This window comes from Streptococcus sp. 477 (assembly GCF_013277295.1).
GTDB lineage: Bacteria > Bacillota > Bacilli > Lactobacillales > Streptococcaceae > Streptococcus > Streptococcus pseudopneumoniae.
Map to the genome: position 1 here is coordinate 1 of NZ_VMMQ01000111.1, position 2,299 is coordinate 2,299.

Sequence of the window (2,299 nt, forward strand, 5' to 3'; positions counted from 1 at the left end):
ATAATAAGAGCCATAATCACAAAAAAATAGCAGATGGTCAATTTGACCACCTGTTATTTTTTTACCAATTAACAATTTTATCTACAATATTTTGTTGTTCAGTAGCTGTTTTCCTTAGATAAATTCGAGTAGTTTCTATACTTTCGTGTCCCATCAAATCTGCAAGCAAGGCAATATCATTATACTTCGATAAAAAATTCTTAGCAAATAAATGTCTAAAAGAATGAGGGTAAATTACTTTAGGATTCATTTTGTATTTATCAGCATAATTTTTTAACTGTTGAGCAACTCCTCTTGCTGTAATTGGTTCATTAAATTTATTCAAAAATAAATAACCACTTCGGCGATTTTCTGATTCTAACCAACTAAGACAACTATTTCTTAATTTTTTAGGAATGTACAGTCTACGAATTTTACCACCTTTTGAGTAAATGTCAAAATAACCGATTTCTACATGCTCTACTTTTAGTTTAATAAGCTCACTTACACGAGCCCCAGTTGCACCTAAAAACCAAACGACAAAATGCCATTTTAAAATACCATCTTTTTTCAAACTACGTTTAAGAAAAAGGTAATCAGCATGGCTAATGACATCTTCTAAAAACGGTTTTTGCTGTACTTTGACAAATTTTAATTTCAAATCATCATGACCAATAAAAGTCAGATATTTATTTACTCCTTGTAGTCGCAAATTGACAGTTTTAGGTTTAAAATTGTCTAATAAATATCCCTTGTATTCAAATAAATCTTCCATTTTGAGTTCATAATTCTCCAAGAAAAATCGAACACCATAAAGGTACGAACGCACAGTATTTTCAGCTAAACCAGCTTTCTTCAAATGTAATTCAAATTCTTTCAACGTAAAACTCCTATCTTATGTTTGATAGAAATTCCACCGCACGTAAAACTATTATACTAAATTAGTGCGTCAATATGGGCGAAAAATTGTTCGATTTTATCAACGATTCTGGATTGTTCAGGAAGGGGTGGGAGTGGGATTAGAATAGAAGCAACTTTATCACTATTCAAGTTTTTCACAACAGCTCCACTAATTAGAGATAAAAATTGAGAATAAACTACATTTGATGAAAGAATATAGAATAGGTAATCTCTATTTAATGAGTTTTCATAGTTCGAAATAGCCAACCATCCATCGTGTATTGCACCATCAACATTCAAAATATAAGGTCTACCAAAACTCATAGAATTAGTTAACAAAAATGTACCTTTTTTTACAAATCTAGTTTTGTTAAGCCCTGATTTTTTGATTTTTTCTTTAACATTATTTATATACTTTTCACCCTTTTCAGTATCACCTATTTTTATCCAATTTATTCCATCTACTTCGGAAGTAAGATAATCTTTGATTGGTCGTGGAGAACCACCTCTAACAATTTCAACCAATGTAGAAAACCTCACCCACTCCCAACTTTTTGGTATTTCATAAGGAACTTCCTCATAATAAGAGCTATCATCTCCTTGGGAAACAATAGAAATGTCCAAATCTTTCTTTTTAATCTTGCCTTCTTCAAAGAGTTTTTGTTTTTCTGCTCGTATTTTTTCAAGTAAAACTTCGACTGATTCATCATTTGGGTCTTGTTCAACTAATTTTCCTTGCATAGCATATTGAAGAATAGATTTTTTTAGTTTATCTGGAAATTCTTTATCTAGCTGTTCGAGTCTATTATAACTTTTAGCGTACTCATCTACTCTTTCTAAAGCTGATTCGATTGCTTCTACTATTCGTTGTTGTTCGGATAGTGGAGGCAATAACATAGGAACTTCATATTTTAAAAATTTTATTGAAGCTAAATTTTTTATCGCTGAACCTATAGAATGCTCTTTTAGTGTATTAATCAAACTCGTAAACATCCATTTAAAATACTGTGAATCTATTATATCTGAGTTTAACGTAAGTTTTAATAATGCTTGATTTATAACTCCATTATAATAATTTGAAGGTATTTGAAAGATTTCTCCAATAGTACCTGCACAAGATATTAAAATATCTCCTGCTTTTATTGAAAAATTTTTTAAACGTATATAATCACTCTCTTTTAACCAATAGTCTCCATAATCTATAGTTTTTCTTATAGCATTACCTTGTTCATAAACCTTATATGTATGTTCTCCTTTCGGAACAAACATTGACTTTGTTATAGAACTACCAAAAGGACCTCTTTTTATTGAGCCGTCCTCTAATGCACAAATGTCTGGTAAATAAACTATGGCCCATCCTTTAGGTATATTATGTTTAAACTCTTTTATACTTCCATCAGCAAACTTCCCATAATGTTTC

1 protein-coding gene and 2 pseudogenes are annotated in these 2,299 nt (G+C 30.4%); all 3 read right to left on the minus strand.

Annotation, left to right across the window (positions count from 1 at the left end; genetic code table 11):
* Nucleotides 1-61: 61 nt before the first annotated feature.
* Entirely contained in the window at nt 62-859 is a 798-nt protein-coding gene (gene psrA / locus HT691_RS10995; protein WP_023934726.1) for a tyrosine-type DNA invertase PsrA, read from the minus strand.
* 89 nt (nt 860-948) lie between these two features.
* Nucleotides 949-1,620 (minus strand): annotated as a pseudogene (locus tag HT691_RS11480) (restriction endonuclease subunit S); the annotation flags it as partial.
* A gap of 150 nt (nt 1,621-1,770) precedes the next feature.
* A pseudogene (locus HT691_RS11485) lies at nt 1,771-2,148 on the minus strand (restriction endonuclease subunit S); the annotation flags it as partial.
* Nucleotides 2,149-2,299: the final 151 nt, after the last annotated feature.